Raw genomic sequence first — 16,937 nt, 5'->3', positions numbered from 1 at the left:
CCCCGCGGGTGCGGCCGGCGGACCGGCCCTCAGCGGATCAGGCGCTCCGGGAGGATCCTCTGGGCCCTCAGTTCGTCGACGACAAGGGCGGCGTACTCGGTGGCCCCGCGCACCGAGGTGTGGGTGTCGTCCCTCTTCTCGGCCGTCAGGTACAGGGCCTTGGACGCCTCCGGGCCCAGCCGCTCGACCCGCGCCTTGGTGAGGGCGGTGAGGTCGATCAGCGGGGTGCCGAGGTCGGCCGCGAGCCCGCGGACCTCGGCGGGGTGGTCCACGCCGAGGCCGTTGACGAGCAGGGCGGTGCCGTTGTTCAGGGTGCCGTCGGTGTTGAACCAGCGGCGGACGATCGGGGTCACGAGGACGGGCCTGCCGCCCCGTTCCCGTACGCCCTCGACGAGGGTGGTGAGGTTGGCGCGGTAGGTCGCCGCGTCCGTCTGCTTGTCGTTGTGGGCGAGCTGGATCAGGACCGGGTCGCCGCGGCGGATGAGCGGCCGGACGGTCGGGAAGAGCGCGGGGTTGGCGAGGTAGCTCACCGTGCTCTCACCGGAGTCGGCGTGGTTCGCCACCGCGACCCCGCGCCTGAGGTACTGCGGCAGCTGCTGGCCCCAGCCGGCGTACGGGTGTCCCGGCTGGTCGCAGACCGTCGAGTCCCCGATGAGGAAGATCCGCGGGGCGGCGGGCGCCGGGGTGACGACCACTCCGGCGGGGAGCGGTGCCGTACCGCCGAAGGTCAGGTCGAGGCCGGGGCTGCCCGCGGGTCCCGTCGGCTGGCCCTCGGGCTCGCGCACGTCGACGGTGAACGAGCGGTGGACCCTCTCCCCGGTGTCCGTGGCCGTCTCGGCGAGCACGGCCCGCCGCGTCTCGGCGGTGACGGACGTGGAGCCGGCGGTGTCCCCGCCGAGGGTGACCTGGACGTGGTACGTGCCGGGCGGGAGGTCGAAGTGGCAGACGTACGGTGCCGTGGTGGCGCAGTGGTCGAGGCCCTGGCCGTAGGAACTGTCGGCGTGGGCGGGGGCGGCGCCGACGGTGGCGGCGGTGAGCGCGGCGACGACGGTCGCGGCGGCGGTGAGCCGGGTGGTGCGTGTCATGGCCTCTCCTTACTACGCCGGAAGGCTGTCGCCGATGAGGGCGAGGTTCTGGATGGCGGCGAGTCCGAACAACGCGGTGGTGTTGGTGCTGATCCACAGGTGCTCGTAGCCGGGCTCCAGCGCGGCCGGGCCCTGGACCGGGGTCTTGTCCCACACCATGGCTTTCGTGTATCCGTCGCTGTCGTGGAACTTCTGCCACGCCCTGGCGGCGAGCTGCGGGTCGTTCGACTGGGCTGCGGCGTAGGCGTCCTGGCGCGAGTGGCCCTGGAAGAGGAGCAGGGTGCCGAAGTTCTTCCCGTACCGGGCGGCCTGTTCGGTCTTGGTGGCGTTGAAGTAGCGGCAGTAGTCGAGCCAGGCCGTCTTGAACGCGGGCATGTCGATGAGGTCGATCAGCTCGGCGCACATCTCGACGAGGCCGAACATGGCGGAGAGGTGGGAGACGCCGACGACGGGCTCGGTCGCGACGGCGAACCGGCCGGTGTCGAGGTCGTACAGTCCCGTGCCCTGCACGAAGCCGTTCGGCTGCGCGGCGATGGTCTCCATGGTGGAGCGCAGCCGGGCCTCGGCCTTGGCGGCCTTGGGTCCACCGCGCTCCCACTCGGTGAGCCAGGCGGCGGCGAGACCGCTCCAGTCGGTGCCGAAGCCGATGGAGAGGGCGTGCCGGTCGGGGGTGTACGGCTCGGTGCGGATCTTGCGGATGGGGTCGAGGACGAGGAAGGTCTCGTCCGAGTCGACGAGGGCGTGCATGAGGTCGCCGACGCGTTCGTCGGCGGTGAGGAAGTAGTACGGGCGGCGGTAGACGGCGGTGGAGATGCGCTGCTGCTTGGCGCTGTCGGCGAAGTGCTGGACGCCGTGGCGGGTGCCGAGGCCGGCCCAGGTGCCGAGGTGGTAGACGTCGACCTCGCCGGTGTGGCGGGTCATCGCCTCGGCGAAGCGGAACACGTCCGCGCGGCCGGAGCGCAGATAGGCGTACCAGAGCCAGAGGTCGGGCGAGAGTTCGGAGTTGTCCCAGGCGTAGCCTCCGACGTCGTACCGCCACTGGTGCCGGTCCTCGTCGTAGGTGTGCATGATGTCGCCGTAGTCCCAGAAGCCGTACCAGCGGCGCTGTTCGGTCTGGTCCTTGTAGTACGTGAAGAGGTAGTCGAGGTGGTCCTCGATGGTCGCCTTGGCGGGGGTGGAGCGGTCGACGGGCGCGAAGAGTCCGCCGAAGACCTTGGCGCGGGTCAGGTCCTCGGGGCTCGCGGCGAGCTGGGGCGGGGTGCGGACGGCGGCGGCCTGGGCGACGAGCGTGTCGGCGGTGGGGGTGGCGGCGTTGGCCCAGAACATCAGCTCGCTGGTGCGGGCGATGCCGTACGGGCTGCCGAAGCCGGGCTCGTAGTCCTCGTAGGTGATGTTGAGGCCTTCGAGCTGTTCGGGGAAGGTGTCCTGGCCCATGCCGTCGTGGTAGAAGCGCAGGTCCATGGGCTGGGCCTCCGGCGACCAGAGCCAGAGGGTGACCTCGGCGGCGTCGCCGGCGGCGCCCCGGATGTCGAGCTGGGCGGGGTGCTTCTGCCAGAAGTCCCGGAGTCCGAAGGAGAGTCCGCCGCCGGCCCCGCCGACGTAACCGAAGCCGTTCGCCCTGCCGCCGCCGCCCGCCGGGATCCAACCGTGACCCGACGTGGTGCGCTTGCGCAGGGTGAAGCCGTCGGCGGAGAGCTGGGCGAGGGTGAAGTCGCCCCACGTGGGGATGGACTGCAGCCGGGTGGTGACCCGCTGGTCCCAGGTGGCCGGGTCGGGCAGCTTCTCACCCTTGACCTGGGCCGTGCGGACGGCGGCGCCGGGGTCGCGGCGCAGGCCGGTGATGCCCTGGACGGCCTCGGTGAGGAAGCCCTCGCCCTCACCGGCGATGCGGATGTGGCGGTCGTAGGCGGCGTCGCGCAGGGGGACGGTGAAGCGGACGCCGAGGCCGCGGATGAAGTCCTTGTTCTGGTCCCCGTCGTAGGTGATGGTGTGCACCATCCGGAAGGACTCGCTGCCGGCGTAGAAGTAGAGGCGTACGGAGAACGGCAGCCAGCTGCGCCTGGCCTTGCGGTGCTTGCCGTCGATCCGGACGACGGCGCGGACGGGGCCGGACTGCTCGACGGTCGCTCCGGCGATCTCGCCGTCGAACCGCTCCCACGTGGCGTTGCCCTGGTCGCCGTCGTCGAGGTCGCTCTGGCGGAGCAGGACGAGCCTGCCGTCGGTGGCGATCCTGACGCCGCTTCGGGTCACGGATTCGACGAGCTTCTCGCCGTCCTTGGAGATGACGGCCTTGATGGTGCCGGTGTCGACGGTGATCCGGCGGCCGGTCTCGGTGACGGTGACCTTCGGTCCCGCGGCGGGGGTTCCGGGCGCCAGGGTGAACCGGTCCGCGCCGGCGGCCTCGGGGCCGACCGCGTGCGCGGTCCACTTGAGCGAGCCGTCAGGCCAGCGGGCGGTGGTCCAGGTCTGTACGGGGACGGCCTTGCCGTCGGCGGTGGTGAGCGCGAAGTCCTGGTCCGCGGGGTGGGCGCCCTTGGGCCACGGCACGCCGAACGTTGATCCGGGCGCGGCGCCGAGGCCGCCGGCCTCGAGCCAGGTGATGGTCGCGGGCCGATCCGCGGCGGGCTGCTCGGCAGCTGCGGCGGCCGCGGCGGCCTGGGCATCGCCACGGCCGAGGGCCCAACTGACCTGCGCGGCAGCACCGGCGACGGCGGCGGCTTTGAGGAGGGAGCGGCGGGGGATGGGGGGCACAGGGGGGTCCTTTCATGGTCATGACATGGATGGTGGCTGGGCGGGGGCGGCCTTCGTTGCGCTGGAGCGGGGCATGCCCTCGCCTCGGGACAGCGCCGTCGCGCCGGCTGCCCGCAGTCCAGGTCAGGCCGTGCGCGTGCGGCGTTCCGCCGCGAGCGTGGACGCCACCAGCATCCCCAGGGCGGGCGCCGCCAGCGGCGTCGCGAACCAGGCCGAGGCAGCGGTCACGCCGAGACCGCAGACGACGAGCAGCGAGCCCGCGGGGTCACCGAGGGTGCGGCGGGCGGCGGCGCGCAGCAGGGCGCGCCAGGAGGCGTCCGGGCGCCACGCCGTGCAAGCCCGCAACACGGTCACGGTCAGCGTGAGCATCGCCAGGATCCCGACCGCGCCGACGAACCGACCACCCGGCAGCCCCGCCCGTACGATGGCGAGGTCGGCCCAGAGCAGGACGAGCGCCGCCCAGGCCGCGAGCCCCACCAGCCAGCCCCGGCGCATCGCGGAGCGCAGATCCGCCACGAACTCCCGCCATCCGCCCTCGACCTCGCCGGTCCAGCGGCGCAGATGCGCCGCCCCGGCGGCCAGCGCCGCGGGCAGGGTGACCAGCGGAAGGGAGGCGAGGGCGATCCACACCCCGACGAGCAGGCACTCGGCGAAGACCCCGAACCGTGCGAGGAGGCGCGTTCTCATCGATCCTCCTCAGCCCTTGAGCCCGGACGTGGCCATGCCGTCGATCAGATAGCGCTGGAAGGCGAGGAAGAAGAGCAGCACAGGCAGCAGCGCCACCAGGGACATCGCGATCATGCCGCCGTAGTCGGCCACGCCCTCCTGGTCGACGAACATCTTCAACCCCAGGGCCACGGTGTACTTCTCGGGCGTGTTGACGTAGATCAGCGGGCCCATGAAGTCGTTCCAGGTGTTGATGAACGTGAAGATCGCGCTGGTGATCAGCGCCGGCCGGCACAGGGGCAGCACGATCGACCAGTAGATCCGCAGGTGGCCGCAGCCGTCCAGCCGGGCCGCCTCGTCCAGCTCCTTGGGAAGGTTGCGCATGAACTGGACCATCAGGAAGACGAAGAAGGCGTCGACGGCCAGGTACTTGCCCAGGAGCAGCGGTGTATAGGTGTCGATGACGTCCATCTTCTGGAACAGGACGTACTGCGGGATCAGGAGCACGTGGTACGGCAGCAGCAGGGTGCCGATCATCAGCACGAACATCAGATTGCGTCCCGCGAACCTGATGCGTGCGAAGGCATACGCCGTCAGCGAGGAGGAGAGCAGCACCCCGGCCACGGATCCGACCGCGAGGACGGTGGAGTTGAGGAAGAAGGTGGAGACCGGGATGTCGGCGATGCCCTCGGTCAGCCGGGTGTAGTTCCTGACGACGGGATCGGTGGGGAAGAGCTCCAGGCTGCCGACGATCTCGTCGCCCTCCTTGAACGAGGCGCCGAGCACCCACACCACGGGATAGAGCACCACCGCGAGCACCGCGAGCGAACCCACGTGCCAGGCGAGCGAGCCCGCGCCCCGGCGCCGGAGGCCGGCCGAGGCCGCGGCCGACGGGGTGCGTGCCGGCCGGACCGTACGGGACATGCTCATCGAGCCGCCTCCTCGTAGTGCACCCAGCGCTTCTGGGACCAGAACAGCACCGCCGTGACCGCCGCGACGGCGAGGAGCAGCATCCACGCCATGGCCGAGGCGAGGCCCATCCGACTGTTCTCGAAGCCCTGGACGTAGAGATAACAGGTGTAGACGAGCGAACCGTCCGCCGGACCGCAGGCGTTGCCGCCCGCTCCTCCGCCGACGATGTAGGCCGAGGCGAAGATCTGGAAGGAGTGGATGGTCTCCAGCAGGACGTTGAAGAACAGCACCGGCGAGATCATCGGCAGCGTGATGCTCCAGAACCGGCGCCAGGGTCCCGCGCCGTCCACCTCCGCCGCCTCGTACAGCTCGCGCGGGACCTGCTTGAGGCCGGCCAGGAAGATCACCATGGGTGCGCCGAACTGCCAGACGGTGAGCGCCACCAGGGCGTACAGAATCCACGCGGGGTCGCCGATCCAGCCGCCGACGTCCACGCCGAACAGCGTGCTCTGGGCCCGGTCCACGACCGCTCCGTCGGAGAAGATCGCCTTCCAGACGATGGCCACGGACACGCTCGCTCCGATCAACGAGGGAGCGTAGAACGCGGCGCGGTAGAAGCCCTGCCCGCGTCGGCTCTGGGCGAGCAGCAGCGCCACCCCGAGAGCGAGAAGCAGCTTGAGCGGCGTCCCGATGACGACGTACCAGAGCGTCACCGAGACGGAGTGGCGCCAGCGCGGGTCGCCGAACATCTCCGTGAAGTTCTCGAAACCGATCCACCTCGGGGAGTCGAAGAGGTTGTAGTCGGTGAACGCGAAGTACAGCGAGGCGACCATCGGGCCCGCCGTCAGCAGCAGGAACCCCGCTATCCACGGGGACATGAAGAGGTAGCCGGCCAGGTTCTCCCTGCGGTCCCGCCGCTCTCGGGCGGCGGCGGGGTGCGGGGCGAGGTCCGATGCGGGATCCGCGGGCGGTGGCCCGGAGCCCTGGGGGGCGGGGGTGCCGACTCCCGCGGCGGGGGCGTGGGTCACGGTCGATCCCATCAACTGCCGAGAGCCGTCTTCGACTCGGTGAAGAACTGCTCGACCGCCTCGTCCACCGACCGCGTGCCGAGACCCAGTTCCTCCGCGAGGCGCAGGAAGGCCGACTCGCAGACATCGGCGCCCGCCGGGTGCGGGGTGATCGGCTCGAGGACGCCCGCGTCGACCAGGGACTGCTCGTACGCCGCTATCTCCTTGGCGATCGGGTCGGTGGGCCGGAAGGCCTCGTACTGCGCGACGGTCGCGGGGACGCCACGGTCGTAACCCATGATCCTGGCGACCTCGGGGTCGTGGACCATGAAGTCGATGAACTGGGCGACTTCCTTGGGGTGCTTGGTGCGCTTGGAGCCGCTGAGCATCAGGGAGCCGAGGTACTGACCGGTCTTCTTGCCGTCGGTGGTGGGGATCGGCGCGAGGCCGTACTCGCTCTTGCCCTCGGCGGTGTAGCGGTTGGTGAAGTTGTCCCAGGTGAACTCGCCGGCGGCGAGGTCGGCGGTGACCGCGGACTTGGGCTTGGCCTGGACGACCTTCTTGGTGTTCGCGACGACGCCGGACTTGCTGTCCCGCTCCGCCTTGGTCCACCAGTCCGTCAGGTCGGCCTCGGTGAAGCCCAGACCCTTCTCGGTGAAGAACGCCTTTCCCTGCTGGCGCAGGTACAGGTCGTAGAGGTACATCACGCCGTACATGCCGCTGTCGCCCGCCCGGCCGCCGGTGTCGCGGATCTTCTTCATCGCCGCGTCGAACTCGGCCCAGGTCCAGCCCTGTCGGGGCGTGACGCCCGCCCGGGTGTAGACGTGCTTGTCGATGACGAGGGCCATCGAGTTGCTGCCCACGGGGACGCCGAGCAGCTTGCCGTCGACCTCGCCGAACTTCTCCAGGCCGGCCCGGAAGCCCTCGGTGCGCAGATTGCCGGCCTTGGCCTGCTCATGGAGGTCGAGCAGGACGTTCTTGGCGTCGTACTTGCGCAGGAAGGCGATCGCGTTCTGGAAGACGTCCGGCGGATTGCCGCCCGAGGCCTGGGTGTTGAACTTCTTCCAGAAGTCGGTGTAGGGCTGGAAGTCCGTCTTGACCTTGATCTTCGGGTACTTCTTCTCGAAGAGCGCGATCGTCTGGTTGATCCGCTTGGCGCGGTCGTCGGAGCCCCACCAGGCATACCGGATGGTGACGGTCCCGTCGCCCGAGCCGCTGCCGTTGCCACACCCCGCCGCGGTCAGGCCGAGAGCGGCCAGGGAGCCGCCCGCCACCTTGAGCAGACCGCGTCGGTCGACCGTCCCTTGAGTACGCACTGTTCGTCCTCCACGCACGATTGAAACGTTTTAGGAAAGCGCTTGCGGCACAACGTAAGGACGGCCGCCGCGCTCGTCAATGTTTTGGACAGGATCGCTTGCTGAGGTTTGTCCTGGGTGGATTTAACCTGACGATGAACCCAGGACAGGTGCACTTCCGACAACGGCCAGCATCAACTGAAAGGATTCAGTTCATGCTGTCTCTGGGCGGGTCAGGCCAGCCGGATCACGTTCCAGGACATCGGCTCCAGGACCGTGTGCAGTCCGTCGTCCGTCAGGGCGGTGCCGTCCACGCGACACGGGCGGACCCGCTCGGTTTCGTCGACGGTGTTGCGGGCCTCGGGGTCGGCGTCGGCGAGCGCCGAGTGCTCGACGACTCGGTTCAGGTCCAGGCCGTGCAGGGTCACGTCGAGCGGGAGCGGCCGGTTCCGGTCACGGTTGACCGCGAAGAGGGTCACTCCCCCGTCGTCGTTCCGCACGGCGGTGGCATGCAGCAGCGGTACGTCGCCGAAGCGTGCGGTCTCGTACGTCGGCGAGTCCACCCGTACGTCGAGAACCGTGCCGCGGCCGTACCGGGACGCCTGGGCGAAGGGGTGGAAGATGGTCTGCCGCCAGGCCGCCCCATCGGGCTCGGTCATGATCGGCGCGATCACGTTGACGAGTTGGGCGAGACAGGCCACGGACACCCGGTCGGCGTGGCGCAGCAGGGCGATGAGGAGCGAGCCGAGGACGACGGCGTCGGTGACCGTGTAGACGTCCTCCAGGATGCGCGGGGCCTCCTGCCAGTCCTCCACGGGGTGCGGATTGGGCCGGCGCTGGTACCAGACGTTCCACTCGTCGAAGGAGAGGTTGATCTTCTTCGACGATCCGAGCCGGGCGCCGACGTGGTCGCAGGTGGCGACGACGGCTTCGATGAAGGCCTCCATGTCGACGGCGGAGGCGAGGAAGGAGTCGCGGTCGCCGTCGACCTCCTCGTAATAGGCGTGGAGGGATATGTGGTCGACGAGGTCGTAGGTCTCGGCGAGGACGGTGGCCTCCCAGGCGGCGAAGGTCTCCATGCCGCGATGCGAGCTGCCGCATGCGACGAGTTCGAGCCCGGGGTCGATCCGGCGGAGGGCGCGGGCGGTCTCGGCGGCCAGCCGGCCGTACTCCTCGGCGGTCTTGTGGCCGGTCTGCCACGTCCCGTCCATCTCGTTCCCCAGACACCACAGCCGGATGCCGAAGGGGTCCTTGTCGCCGTGGGCGATGCGCCGCTCGGAGAGCTCGGTGCCGGACGGGTGGTTGGCGTACTCGACGAGGTCCAGGGCCTCGGCGACACCGCGAGTGCCGAGGTTGACGGCCATCATCGGCTCGGCCCGCGGACCGATCTTCCGTACGAAGGCGATGAACTCGCCGAGGCCGAAGCGGTTGGTCTCGGTGGAGCGCCAGGCGAGGTCGAGTCGGCGGGGCCGCTCGTCGACGGGGCCGACGCCGTCCTCCCAGCGGTAGCCGGAGACGAAGTTGCCGCCGGGGTAGCGGACGGCGGTGACGCCCAGTTCGCGGACGAGGTCGAGCACGTCGGTGCGCAGACCGTCGGCGTCGGCGGCGGGATGGCCGGGCTCGTGGATGCCGGTGTAGACGCAGCGACCGAGGTGCTCGACGAAGGAACCGAAGAGCCGGGGATCGACGGGGCCCACCGTGAAGGCCGGGTCGAGGGTGAGTCGGGCAGCGGTACGGGACATGCGGTTCCCTTCGAACGGGGCGGAGGGCCATCTCCCCGTTGTTCGAAATATCGACCAACAGTCGTGACTTCGAACCGGACGGTAGGTCGGGCGACTTGGCGCGTCAAGAGAACGCCCGGCAGGGCGGCAACTTCCGGGTCGGTGGTGGCGACTACGGCTCGGAGCACCGAGAGACGGTGCTCGACGTCGTAGGGAGACCAGGATGAGACGACCAGTCGCACGGCGACTGTCCGCGGCGATGGCCACGATGGCCATCGCGGCCGGGACCGGGGCGGTTCTGTTGATGCCCGAGGCATCGGCGGCGACCGGGGGCGCCACCGGGTACGCGACACAGAACGGCGGGACCACCGGCGGGGCCGGCGGGCAGACCGTGCGGGCCACCACGGGGACCGCGATCCATGCCGCCCTGTGCGGTCGGGCCAGTAGCAATACCCCGATCACGATCGAGGTCGAGGGGACCGTCAACCACGCCAACACCACCAAGGTGTCGGGCGACAGCTGCAACACCGCCGACGGCGTGATCGAGCTCAAGCAGATCAGCAACGTCACGATCGTCGGGGTCGGAGCCGGCGCCGTCTTCGACCAACTGGGCATTCACATCCGCGAGTCCAGCAACATCGTCATCCAGAACGTGACCGTCAAGAACGTCAAGAAGTCCGGCTCGCCGACGTCCAACGGTGGTGACGCCATCGGCATGGAGAGCGGCGTCCGCAACGTGTGGGTCGACCACGTCACCCTGGAGGCCTCGGGTGGGGAGTCGGAGGGCTTCGACGGGCTCTTCGACATGAAGGACGACACCCAGTACGTGACCCTGTCCTACAGCACCCTGCGCAACTCCGGCCGTGGTGGCCTCGTCGGGTCCAGTGAGAGCGACCTCTCGAACGGCTTCATCACGTACCACCACAACCTGTACGAGAACATCGACTCCCGCGCGCCCCTGCTGCGCGGCGGCACGGCCCACATGTACAACAACCACTACGTGAGCCTCAACGAGTCCGGCATCAACTCCCGGGCCGGCGCCCGCGCCAAGGTGGACAACAACTACTTCGAGGACTCCAAGGACGTCCTGGGCACGTTCTACACCGACGCGGCCGGTTACTGGCAGGTCAGCGGCAACATCTTCGACAACGTGACCTGGTCCAGCCCGGGCACCGACAACAACCCCGCCGGGCCGAACCCGCAGTCCAACACCACCGTCGCCATCCCGTACGCCTACCCCCTCGACGCCGCGTCCTGCGTGCCGGCCGTCGTGAGCCAGACCGCCGGCGCCGGCAAGGGTCTGCGGGTGTCGGACGGCGCCTGCACGCCGCAGACTCCGACCCCGACGCCCACCGGCACCACGACGACCGGCCCGACGGCGACCCCGACCACCCCCACCCCGACGGCGACGGCCACCCAGCCCTCCGGCGCCAACCTCAGCATCGGCGCCGGCTCCGACGGTTCCGGCAAGGCGAGCGGGACGAGCTACGGCAACGTCCGCGACGGTGACATGAGCACCTACTGGTCGCCGGCCGGCTCGACCGGCTCGATCTCGATCAAGTGGGGCTCGGCCGTCTCCGTCTCGGCGATCACCATCCGGGAGGCGTCCGACTCCGTGGGCGCCATCGGGTCCTGGCGGGTCGTCAACGCCGACACGGGTGCCGTCCTCGCCTCCGGCAGCGGGGCGGGCGCCATCAGTTTCCCCCGGACCTCGCTGAGCAAGGTCACCTTCGAGATCACCGGCTCGGCCGGCACACCGAAGGTCGCCGAGTTCGAGACCTACGCGGGGTAGCGGGCGCGGTCCGCGACCCCTGACATCGACGGGCGGCCGCTCCGCCGGGTGGCCGACCGCCGTCGTCGCCGTGCTTGACGTCCCCCTCCCGCCAGGTCGAGCAACGCGCAGCGCAGCTAGGCGCGTCGAAGCGCTTCGATTCACTGAGTTCCGCTCTGGACACCCTCTCTCCGCCGGAGATACCGTCGACACTGATCACACCGACCATCGCGGCGGCGAGATTCTCGAAGCGCTTCACCATGGACGGGAGAACGGATGGTCACCCTCGCCCAGGTCGCCCGGCATGCCGGGGTGTCGGCCAGCACGGTGAGCTACGTCCTCAGTGGCAAGCGCTCGATCTCGGCGGGCACGAGGCGCCGCGTCCTCGACAGCATCGAGCGGCTCGGCTACCACCCGCATGCCGGCGCCCGCGCCCTGGCCAGCAGCCGGTCGCGGATCATCGCTCTGATGGTTCCGCTGCGGACCGACATGTACGTCCCGGTGATGATGGAGATCGCCATCTCCGTCGCCACGACCGCCCGCGCCCACGGATACGACGTGCTGCTCCTGACCGGCGAGGAAGGAGTCTCGGCCGTCCGACGCGTCACCGGGAGCGGTCTCGCCGAGGCGCTGATCCTGATGGACGTCGAGCTCCAGGACGAGCGCCTCCCCCTGCTCCGTACCTGCGGCCGGCCCTCCGTGCTGGTCGGCCTCCCGGCCGATCCCACCGGACTCACCTGCGTCCACCTGGACTTCGCCGCGGGCGGCGCGCTCTGCGCCGAGCACCTCGCCGGCCTCGGGCATCGCGAGATCGCCGTCATCGGCGAGGCGCCCGGCGTCTACGAGCGGCACACCGGCTTCGCGGAGCGGACCCTCAGCGGGCTGCGCGGCCGCGCGGACCAGCTCGGTCTGCGCGTTCTCCACCGCCCCTGCGAGGGCAGCTACGAGGCGGTCCTCGCCACCCTCGGCCGCGTCTTCGACGAGCGGCCCGGCACCACCGCGCTCGTCGTGCAGAACGAGGCCGCGGTGGAGCCCCTCCTCGCGCTGCTGCGCCGCGACGGGCGGGCGGTGCCGGAGGACGTCTCCGTCGTCGCGGTCTGTCCCGAGCAGGTCGCGGCGCAGGCCTCCGTACGTCTCACCTCGGTCGCCATCCCCGCGCAGGAGCTGGGACGGCGGGCGGTGGAGCGGCTCGTGGCGAAGCTCGGCGGTGCCGAGGGCGACGACGACGTGGCGCTCCTCGCGCCCGAGCTGACCGTGCGGGACAGCTCGGGCCCGGCGCCGACGAAACCGCGGACGAACGCCAGGACGGAGGAGTCGGCGCGGCGGCTCAGCCGACGCTGACGGTCAGGTTGTTCGCCCGGAAGTCGAGGCCGCCGGAGGACGAGGCTCCGCCGCGTCGCACGGCGTGAGGACGCGGCTCTCGCCGGTGCGCAGGTCGAGAGGGCGCGCGGCGGCGGGAGTCCTGGGGTCGATCCGACCGGTACGGGTCGGGCGGACGACGGCGGGCCGTCCCTCCCATGTCCCGTGGATCACGGCGCCTCCTTGAGTACGGCCGCTCCGTGCCGGCCGAGGCGCAGGGCGCCCTCGACGGTCGCCCCGGTGAGCAGATCGTGGTGGTGGCCCGGGACGGTGACGGCGGTCTCCTCCCGGCCGTGGTGGGCGAGAAGCATTCCACGGTGATCAGCGCCGAGTTGAGCGTGTCGCCGCGCGACTCGACGCGCTTGACGGAGGCGTACGCGGTGAAGTGGTCGGCGCTCACGTGCAGATCGCGCACTTCGGTGGCGTAGGAGGCGCGGACGCCTTCTCGCATGAGCCAGAAGCCGTTGGTGAACTTCATCGTGATCCTCGTCGCTCTGGTGCGGTGCGGGGATGGGGACGCCAGGGAGGTCGGTCCCGGGTGACGTCAGGACAGCAGGGTGGGAGTGGCGCGTTCGAGCGTCCCGGCGATGCGGTCCCAGGTCTCGTGGTCCCTGGCCGATGCCGGCAGCAGTTCGCCCTGGCCGGTGGCCCAGGCGGTGGCCACGGCGACCGGGTCCTCGCCGGAGGCGGCCGCGGCGGCGAGGGCGGCGGCTCCGAGGGCGACGAGCTCGGTCGCGTACGGGACGATCAGGGGCCGTCCGGAGAGCCGGCGGACGGTCTGCGTCCATGCCCTGCCCCGGGCGCCGCCGCCGATCAGGCGCAGCGGACGGTCCCGGACCTTCGGGTCGGCGGGGTCGAGCCCGCAGGCGGCGAGGAGTTCGTCGAGGGCGCGCAGGACGGTGAAGGCAGCGCCTTCGTAGGCCGCGCCGAGGATGGCGCGCGGGGTGGTGGTGTGGCGCAGCCCGGTGAGGAGTCCGGCGGCGTGCGGCAGGTCTGGGGTGCGTTCGCCGTCGAGGTACGGCAGGACGACGAGTCCGTCGCCGGGGACGGCGTCCTCGCGGTCGAGGCCGAGGAGGTCGGCGAACCTGTCCACGGCGAGGGTGCAGTTGAGGGTGCAGCCGAGCGGGAGGAAGGTGCCGTCGGCGGCGGCGAAGCCGGCGAGCCCGGGGGCGGCGGGGCGGGTGCGGGTGGCGGCGAAGACGGTGCCGGAGGTGCCGAGGCTGACGACGGGGTGGTCCAGGTGTCCGGCGCCGCCGAGGCCGAGTCCGACGGCGGCGGCCATGTTGTCGCCGGTTCCGGCGGCGACGGCGATGCCGTCCGGGAGGCCGAGCGTCGCGGCGGCGGCGGGGGTGAGGGTGCCGACGCGGGTGGCGCCGCTCGGGGCGACGACGGGGAGCGACTCCGGTGCGAGGCCGAGGAGTTGCAGGAGCGCGGGGTCGTAGGCGCCGTCGGCGGTGGAGTACCAGCAGGTGCCCGAGGCGTCCCCGGGGTCGGTGGCGGCGACGCCGCTGAGCCGCTCGGTGAGGAAGTCGTGCGGCAGCCGGACCGCCGCCGTCGCCTCGGCGGTGGCGGGCTCGTGCTCGCACAGCCACTGCCACTTGGCGGCCGTCATGGAGGCGACGGGCACCGAGCCGGTCCGTGTCAGCCAGGCGCCGGGGCCGCCGAGCGCGTCGGTGAGGTCGGCGGCCTGCGGCGCGGAGCGGGTGTCGTTCCAGAGCAGTGCCGGGCGCAGGGGACGGCCGCCCGGGTCGAGGACGACCAGGCCGTGCTGCTGTCCGGCGACCGCGATCCCGGTGACGGCGGAGGCCGCGACCCCGGCTTCCTTCAGTCCCCGGGCGACGGCCTCGCCGAGGGCGGACCACCACTGTTCGGGGTCGCTCTCGCGCGCGCCGCCGGTGCCGATGACGGTGTGCCCGGCGCGGCCGACCGCGAGCAGGGCGCCGGTGGCGGCATCGACCACGGCTGCCTTGGTGGACTGCGTGGAGCTGTCCACACCGATCACCACGGGGTGTGTCGCCGGCATGGCGTTCACCTTTCCTCGACTCGGCCTCTGGCGCGCTCTCGCACGTTGCCGTATTAGTTATCTCAGAAAACAAATACCCGGGCCAGACCTGGCCGCGTATCACTTCGCCGTGTTCGCCGCGGCCGAGCAGCAAAGAGGGACAGAGCATGGCGGAACGCCTCACCCCCACCCCCGGAGACCGGTTCACCCCCACCCCCGAGGACCGGTTCACCTTCGGCCTGTGGACCGTCGGCTGGCAGGGCCGCGACCCCTTCGGCGACGCCACCCGCCCCGCGCTCGACCCGGTCGAGTCGGTCGAGCGGCTCGCCGCGCTCGGTGCGTACGGCGTCACGTTCCACGACGACGACCTGATCCCCTTCGGCGCTTCGGAGACCGAGCGCGAGGGTGTGGTCAAGCGCTTCCGGGCCGCGCTGGAGAGCACCGGCCTGAAGGTGCCGATGGCCACCACCAACCTCTTCACGCACCCTGTGTTCAAGGACGGCGGCTTCACCGCCAACGACCGCGACGTGCGCCGTTTCGCGCTCCGCAAGACGATCCGGAACATCGACCTGGCCGTCGAGCTGGGCGCCACGACCTATGTCGCCTGGGGCGGCCGGGAGGGCGCCGAGTCCGGCGCGGCCAAGGACGTGCGGGTGGCGCTCGACCGGATGAAGGAGGCCTTCGACCTGCTCGGCCGGTACGTCACCGAGCAGGGCTACGATCTGCGTTTCGCGATCGAGCCCAAGCCGAACGAGCCGCGCGGCGACATCCTGCTGCCGACGATCGGACACGCGCTCGCGTTCATCGAGCGCCTGGAGCGGCCGGAGCTGGTCGGCGTCAACCCGGAGACGGGCCACGAGCAGATGGCCGGGCTGAACTTCCCGCACGGCATCGCCCAGGCCCTGTGGGCCGGCAAGCTCTTCCACATCGACCTCAACGGCCAGTCCGGCATCAAGTACGACCAGGACTTCCGCTTCGGGGCCGGCGACCTGCGCCAGGCGTTCTGGCTGGTGGACCTGCTGGAGAGCGCCGGGTACGAGGGGCCGCGGCACTTCGACTTCAAGCCGGTGCGCACCGACGGCTTCGACGGGGTGTGGGAGTCCGCGAAGAACTGCATGCGCAACTACCTGATCCTCAAGGAGCGCGCGGCCGCCTTCCGCGCCGACCCGGAGGTCCAGGAGGCGCTGGTCGCCTCCCGGCTCCCGGAGCTGGCGACCCCCACGGCCGCCGACGGCCTCGCGGGGCTGCTCGCCGACCCCACCGCGTACGAGACCTTCGACCCGGCCGCGGCCGCCGGTCGCTCGATGGCCTTCGAGCGCCTGGACCAGCTGGCTCTGGAGCACCTTCTGGCGGTCCGCTGACCCGGCTGCCGACAGGCCGCTACGGAGTGGTGGGCGCGAAGCCGCCGCGTGCGGAGGCCCGGTGACCGGACGTGTCCGTCGCCGTGACCGTGTACGTGTCGGATCCGGCCTCGCGCCCGCCCTCGGCGTGGTTGTACTGGCCGGCGAACACATGGCGTCCGGCCGGGACGGTACGTCCCGCGGTCAGGGTCCAGCGGTAGACGAGGGCGCCGCCGTCCTCCCGTACCGAGACGGTGAAGTCCTCGGCAGGCAGAGAGCGCCAGTTGCCGGTGGAGGCGACGCCGCCGGTCTGGGCGACCCGCAGCTCGACGACGAGCCCGGACAGCGGGGTCGAGGTCGTGACGGTGAGGTCGCTCTGCGCCCAGTAGCGGTTACTGCCGGGGTCGATCACGCCTTCGGCCCGCAGCCGCGGTTCGGCGCCTGCCGCGGAGACCGAGCGGGACTGGTCGGACAGCGCGGTGACGGCGTAGCCCCCAGCGGCGAAGATCCCGGCGACGGCCACGGCCGCCCCGGCCACCCTCAGCCAGGGCACCGGCCGGAGGGGCCGTGCGGGGGCGGCGAGCGCGTCCGCGGCCATGCCGCGCTCGACCCGGGCCAGCATCCGGGCACGGTCGGGACGGTGCGCCTCGGCCGCCTCCCGCAGCCGTGCGCGCAGCTCGTCCTCGTTCGTCACGCGCTCATTCCCCACTCCCTCGCCCCTCACGCCTGCCTCCCGGCCAGTTCCGACGCCGCCCCGGGCCCGAGCACGCGCTGCAGCTCGGCCATGCCCTTGGAGGTCTGGCTCTTCACCGTACCGACCGAGACGCCGAGGACCTGTGCCGTGTCCCGCTCCGACAGGTCGAAGGCATGGCGCAGGACCACACAGGCGCGCTTGCGGAACGGCAGGGCCCGTAGAGCGGTCCGGACGTGGGCGCCCCCCGGCCCCGCGGGGTGGTCGACCCCGGGGGAGCGCCGGGGCCCGAACACCCCCCCGCCGCGCCGCGCACCGCCCGCGCGGCGGGGTCGGC

14 protein-coding genes and 1 pseudogene are annotated in these 16,937 nt (G+C 71.3%); 3 read left to right on the top strand and 12 right to left on the bottom strand.

The features are described 5' to 3' along the window. Positions 1-29: 29 nt before the first annotated feature. From ACFVZW_RS06220 to ACFVZW_RS06190, 7 genes are all read right to left on the bottom strand, one after another. Complete coding sequence (locus ACFVZW_RS06220) at positions 30-1,085, bottom strand: rhamnogalacturonan acetylesterase (RefSeq protein WP_384517436.1); 1,056 nt, start codon at positions 1,083-1,085, stop codon at positions 30-32. A gap of 12 nt (positions 1,086-1,097) precedes the next feature. Further along, positions 1,098-3,836 (bottom strand): Tat pathway signal sequence domain protein, encoded by a 2,739-nt coding sequence (locus ACFVZW_RS06215; RefSeq protein WP_384517434.1) that lies wholly within the window; start codon positions 3,834-3,836, stop codon positions 1,098-1,100. Between the two features lie 123 nt (positions 3,837-3,959). Further along, complete coding sequence (locus tag ACFVZW_RS06210; protein ID WP_384517431.1) at positions 3,960-4,523, bottom strand: hypothetical protein; 564 nt, start codon at positions 4,521-4,523, stop codon at positions 3,960-3,962. Between the two features lie 9 nt (positions 4,524-4,532). Further along, a complete protein-coding gene (locus ACFVZW_RS06205) occupies positions 4,533-5,432 on the bottom strand; it encodes a carbohydrate ABC transporter permease (protein WP_384517428.1) in 900 nt (299 codons plus the stop codon). After that, a complete protein-coding gene (locus ACFVZW_RS06200) occupies positions 5,429-6,454 on the bottom strand; it encodes a carbohydrate ABC transporter permease (protein WP_384517425.1) in 1,026 nt (341 codons plus the stop codon). Before ACFVZW_RS06200 ends, ACFVZW_RS06205 begins: the two co-directional genes overlap by 4 nt. After that, the gene (locus ACFVZW_RS06195) at positions 6,454-7,737 is read right to left on the bottom strand and encodes an ABC transporter substrate-binding protein (protein WP_384517422.1); all 1,284 of its coding nucleotides are present in this window, start codon (positions 7,735-7,737) and stop codon (positions 6,454-6,456) included. The genes ACFVZW_RS06200 and ACFVZW_RS06195 overlap by 1 nt, the downstream gene beginning before the upstream one ends. Before the next feature lie 212 nt (positions 7,738-7,949). Further along, complete coding sequence (locus ACFVZW_RS06190) at positions 7,950-9,458, bottom strand: alpha-N-arabinofuranosidase (protein WP_384517419.1); 1,509 nt, start codon at positions 9,456-9,458, stop codon at positions 7,950-7,952. A gap of 202 nt (positions 9,459-9,660) precedes the next feature. On the opposite strand from ACFVZW_RS06190, the gene ACFVZW_RS06185 reads away from it, so the two are divergent. Next, positions 9,661-11,229 carry a polysaccharide lyase family 1 protein gene (locus ACFVZW_RS06185; RefSeq protein WP_384517416.1) on the top strand — a complete coding sequence of 523 codons (1,569 nt, stop codon included), beginning with the start codon at positions 9,661-9,663 and terminating at the stop codon, positions 11,227-11,229. Positions 11,230-11,484: 255 nt separating this feature from the next. Beyond that, entirely contained in the window at positions 11,485-12,549 is a 1,065-nt protein-coding gene (locus ACFVZW_RS06180) for a LacI family DNA-binding transcriptional regulator (RefSeq protein WP_384517413.1), read from the top strand. A gap of 188 nt (positions 12,550-12,737) precedes the next feature. Here the strand turns inward: ACFVZW_RS06180 and ACFVZW_RS06175 are convergent, their stop codons facing one another. From ACFVZW_RS06175 to xylB, 3 genes and pseudogenes are all read right to left on the bottom strand, one after another. After that, positions 12,738-12,878, bottom strand: a complete 141-nt coding sequence (locus ACFVZW_RS06175; protein ID WP_384517411.1) for a Beta-galactosidase C-terminal domain — start codon at positions 12,876-12,878, stop codon at positions 12,738-12,740. Continuing rightward, positions 12,866-13,045, bottom strand: a pseudogene (locus ACFVZW_RS06170) (hypothetical protein); the annotation flags it as partial. The gene ACFVZW_RS06175 and the pseudogene ACFVZW_RS06170, both read right to left, overlap by 13 nt. A 66-nt stretch (positions 13,046-13,111) precedes the next feature. Next, entirely contained in the window at positions 13,112-14,590 is a 1,479-nt protein-coding gene (gene xylB / locus ACFVZW_RS06165) for a xylulokinase (protein WP_384517408.1), read from the bottom strand. A 146-nt stretch (positions 14,591-14,736) separates the two neighbouring features. On the opposite strand from xylB, the gene xylA reads away from it, so the two are divergent. Next, positions 14,737-15,930: a xylose isomerase gene (xylA, locus tag ACFVZW_RS06160; RefSeq protein WP_384517405.1), complete on the top strand. Its 1,194-nt coding sequence runs from the start codon at positions 14,737-14,739 to the stop codon at positions 15,928-15,930. Positions 15,931-15,949: 19 nt separating this feature from the next. Here xylA and ACFVZW_RS06155 read toward each other — a convergent pair whose 3' ends face one another. Both ACFVZW_RS06155 and ACFVZW_RS06150 read right to left on the bottom strand, forming a co-directional pair. Further along, a complete protein-coding gene (locus ACFVZW_RS06155; RefSeq protein WP_384517403.1) occupies positions 15,950-16,603 on the bottom strand; it encodes a hypothetical protein in 654 nt (217 codons plus the stop codon). A gap of 26 nt (positions 16,604-16,629) precedes the next feature. Next, the coding region (locus ACFVZW_RS06150; RefSeq protein WP_384517401.1) for a sigma factor-like helix-turn-helix DNA-binding protein at positions 16,630-16,937 on the bottom strand (308 nt) is incomplete at its 5' end.

The sequence above is a fragment of the Streptomyces sp. NPDC059567 genome, assembly GCF_042735655.1.
In the GTDB taxonomy this organism is placed as follows: domain Bacteria; phylum Actinomycetota; class Actinomycetes; order Streptomycetales; family Streptomycetaceae; genus Streptomyces.
Note: the sequence above shows the minus strand (reverse complement) of the source record. Positions and strands in the feature narration are given on the sequence as shown.

Excerpts from the sequence above, each read along its gene's own strand:
- ACFVZW_RS06220 (WP_384517436.1), bottom strand. The coding sequence starts at position 1,085 with ATGACACGCACCACCCGGCTCACCGCCGCCGCGACCGTCGTCGCCGCG.
- ACFVZW_RS06210 (WP_384517431.1), bottom strand. The coding sequence starts at position 4,523 with ATGAGAACGCGCCTCCTCGCACGGTTCGGGGTCTTCGCCGAGTGCCTG.
- ACFVZW_RS06205 (WP_384517428.1), bottom strand. The coding sequence starts at position 5,432 with ATGAGCATGTCCCGTACGGTCCGGCCGGCACGCACCCCGTCGGCCGCG.
- ACFVZW_RS06200 (WP_384517425.1), bottom strand. The coding sequence starts at position 6,454 with ATGGGATCGACCGTGACCCACGCCCCCGCCGCGGGAGTCGGCACCCCC.
- ACFVZW_RS06190 (WP_384517419.1), bottom strand. The coding sequence starts at position 9,458 with ATGTCCCGTACCGCTGCCCGACTCACCCTCGACCCGGCCTTCACGGTG.
- ACFVZW_RS06185 (WP_384517416.1), top strand. The coding sequence starts at position 9,661 with ATGAGACGACCAGTCGCACGGCGACTGTCCGCGGCGATGGCCACGATG.
- ACFVZW_RS06180 (WP_384517413.1), top strand. The coding sequence starts at position 11,485 with ATGGTCACCCTCGCCCAGGTCGCCCGGCATGCCGGGGTGTCGGCCAGC.
- ACFVZW_RS06175 (WP_384517411.1), bottom strand. The coding sequence starts at position 12,878 with ATGCTTCTCGCCCACCACGGCCGGGAGGAGACCGCCGTCACCGTCCCG.
- xylB (WP_384517408.1), bottom strand. The coding sequence starts at position 14,590 with ATGCCGGCGACACACCCCGTGGTGATCGGTGTGGACAGCTCCACGCAG.
- xylA (WP_384517405.1), top strand. The coding sequence starts at position 14,737 with ATGGCGGAACGCCTCACCCCCACCCCCGGAGACCGGTTCACCCCCACC.